Annotated in this window: 2 protein-coding genes and 1 pseudogene; all 3 read right to left on the bottom strand. The window is 62.8% G+C overall.

Annotated elements, in window-relative coordinates:
* Positions 1-76: 76 nt before the first annotated feature.
* Positions 77-1,078 carry an ABC transporter substrate-binding protein gene (locus tag I5W_RS26695; protein WP_017453001.1) on the bottom strand — a complete coding sequence of 334 codons (1,002 nt, stop codon included), beginning with the start codon at positions 1,076-1,078 and terminating at the stop codon, positions 77-79.
* A 36-nt stretch (positions 1,079-1,114) separates the two neighbouring features.
* Positions 1,115-1,846 (bottom strand): annotated as a pseudogene (locus I5W_RS30620) (ABC transporter ATP-binding protein); the annotation flags it as partial.
* 216 nt (positions 1,847-2,062) lie between these two features.
* A complete protein-coding gene (locus I5W_RS26690) occupies positions 2,063-2,944 on the bottom strand; it encodes a sugar nucleotide-binding protein (RefSeq protein ID WP_044531533.1) in 882 nt (293 codons plus the stop codon).
* Between the last annotated feature and the right edge of the window lie 103 nt (positions 2,945-3,047).

Here is a 3,047-nt window from a genome sequence, read left to right as displayed (position 1 = left end):
GACTGATAAAAGACGATGGCCGGACTACGTCCGGCCAGGGAAAAAACTTATATTGCGCACACCAAAAACTTAGGTTTTACAGCTTGCGCGCGTTCTGCCACGACAGGTCGGTGATGCCATTGACATCGAAGGGCTTGCCGTCGCGGGTCTTCAAGGAACCCTGCGACTGCAGGATATCGGCGATTTCCTGCATCCGGTCCTGGTCCTTCTTGCTGATCTTGGGGGTGAAGGTCTGGCTCTTGATGGCATCGCGGATCACGTCTTCGCGCAGCATCTCGCCATGCTTCAAGGTCTTCAAGGTCGGTTCGGCGATGAAGTAGCCGGCGATCAGCTTGGAGGCTTCGGCTGGTTTCTTCTGCAGCAGGGTGATGGCATCCCGTTGCGCATCGAGCGACTTCCAGACCGCATCGCGTTTCTTCTTCAGGGTCTCGCCGGAAGTGATGACCACCATGCAGGGGAAAGGCCAGACTTCACCGATCTCATAGACCTGCTTGACCGGCGCGATCAGTTGCGCGATGCGCGCCTGTGGCTCGAACAGGAAGGCGGCGTCGACCCGCTTGCCCACCAGCGACTGCACCGCCACCTGGGGCGAGACGCCCATCACGTTCACATCATCCGGCTTGAGGCCGGCATCCTTGAGCACCACGCCCTTGAGCACGGTGTCAGCCGTGCTGCCCTCGGCTTGCGAGGCCAGGGTCTTGCCCTTCAGGTCGGCCACCTTGTTGATGCCCGAATCGTCCCGCGCCACCAGGGCGTGGTAGCCCAGTTGCGCGCCGCCCACCACCTTCAGGTCAGCGCCCTTGGAGGCCCAAGCCACGGCATTGGAAAAGCCGAACACGCCGCTATCGAGCTGGCCGCCGACAATTGCCTTGACCAGGTCGGTGCCGGACTTGAACTCGATCAACTCGACGTCCAGGCCGTACTTCTTGTACAGACCGGCCTCATAGGCGGCCATGGCTTGCGCATCGTCCATCACGCGCAGGTAGCCGATCTTGAATTTTTCCAGGGCCAAGGCGTTGCCGGAAAAAGCCAGGGCGGCGGCGGTGATGGCCGGCGCCAGGATGCGTGCGAGTTTCATACTCCAACCCCTTCTAGGTTTTGGCAATTCATCCTGCTCGGCATGGATGCCCAGCAGGCCAAGGATCTCGCGACGGGTGGCCGCGAATTCGGACAGGTCGTGCGTCTTTTCGTGATGCACCAGGTTGAATTCCTTCAAGACCTTGGCCGGGCGCGGGCTGAACACGAAGATGCGGTCAGCCAGGAACAAAGCTTCATCCACATCGTGCGTCACCAGCACCACGGTCGGGCCCTGCTGGCGGATCAGCTCGCGCAGGGCATCCTGGAGGGTCATGCGGGTGAGCGCATCGAGTGCGCCAAAAGGTTCATCCAGCAGCAAGGCCTTGGGTTGCGAGATGAAGGCGCGCGCCAGGGCGGCGCGCTGGCGCATCCCGCCCGAGACCTGGTGCGGGTAATACTGTTCGAAACCCTTGAGCTTGACCTTGTCCAGCCAGGTGCGGGCCTGCTCGGCGGCGGCCTTCTTGTCCACGCCCTGGAATTCCAGGGCCAAGGCCACGTTCTGCTGCAGGGTCAGCCAGGGATAGAGGGCGTTTTCCTGGAACATCAGGGTGCGCTCGGGATGCGGGCCACGGATGGCCTGGCCATCGCCGGCGACCGTGCCGCTGCTGGGCTTTTCCAGGCCGGCTGCCATGTGCAGCAGCGTGGACTTGCCGCAACCGGAAGGGCCGACCAGCGCGACCAGTTCACCCGAGGCAATCTCGCGGGTGAATTCCTCGATCACGTGCAGGTCGCCGAACCGCTTGGCGACGTTGTTGAAAGATAGCTTCATGTCGTCCGGCCCACTGGCCGCGCTAGGAATGGAGTGATGGGAAGGTGCCGGCGGCCGTGTTGTGGGCCTGCCAGGTGGTCCGGCGCGGCTATCCCCTTTTATTCAGGCATGGACTGTACTGTTGCCCGCCAGGCAAAACAACTACTTAAAAATCGTATGCTTATTCATATTCCGAATAAGAAAGGCGTGAAAAACGCATATAGATGGCAGTTTTCTTCAGTTTCTTGTCAGTTTCCATTGCGCCAGCAGGCTAGGCACGTCCGGGTAGCGTAGCCGCACGCCCAGCTCTTCCTTGATGCGGCGATTCTCCAGGCGACGCGACTCCGACATGAAGGACAGCATCATCGGCGAGACGTTGCGTTCCAGCTCGCTGCGCGGCAGGCGCGGCGGGCGCGACAGGCCGGCGGCATCGGCCACCAGGTCGAAGTAGTCGCCCATCTTGAGGTCGCTGTCATCCACCGCGTGATAGATGCGGTTGGGCGCGCCTAGGCGCAGGGCGGCGGCGGCGACGCGGGCCAGGTCATCGGCATGGATGTGGTTGGTATAGACGTCTTCGGCCGCCGACAGCGCCGGCAAGCCCTTGTGCAGGCGCTCCAGCGGCAGACGGTCGGCAGCGTAGATGCCGGGCACGCGCAGGATGGCAAGCTTGCCGTGGCGACGCCGGGCCCAGGCGCGCAGCACGGTTTCGGCATCGACCCGACGCACGGCGCGGGTGTTTTGCGGATGCACGCGGCGCGTCTCATCGAAACTTGCGCCAGCGCAATCTCCGTAGACACCGGTGGTGCTGATATAAACCAGGCGCGCGCCCTCGGGTAAAATGGCGGCCAAATTGCGGGTACGGCGGTCGAGACGACCTTCGGACTGCGGCGGCGCCAGATGCACGATGGTCGGTGCCAGGCGCGCCAGGCGGCCCAGGCTCAGGGGATGATCGAGGTCAGCCAGTACCGGAACGGCCCCGGCCGCGCGCAGTTCGGCGCAGCGCCCAGGCTGGCTGGTGACGGCCAGCACGCGATAGCGCGGCAGCAGCAGCGGCAACAGGCGCAGGCCGACGTCGCCGCAGCCCAGGATCAGTACACGGGGCAAGCCCAGTTTTTTCACGATATTCCACCCAAATTAATCCAGAAGCAGAATTGTATGAGTTTCCAAGTCACAGTCCAGCCTAGCGGTCGCCAATTCACCTGCGACGCCGACGAATCCATCC

This window comes from Herbaspirillum sp. B65 (genome assembly GCF_000333555.1).
In the GTDB taxonomy this organism is placed as follows: domain Bacteria; phylum Pseudomonadota; class Gammaproteobacteria; order Burkholderiales; family Burkholderiaceae_D; genus Herbaspirillum; species Herbaspirillum rubrisubalbicans.
Note: the sequence above shows the minus strand (reverse complement) of the source record. Positions and strands in the feature narration are given on the sequence as shown.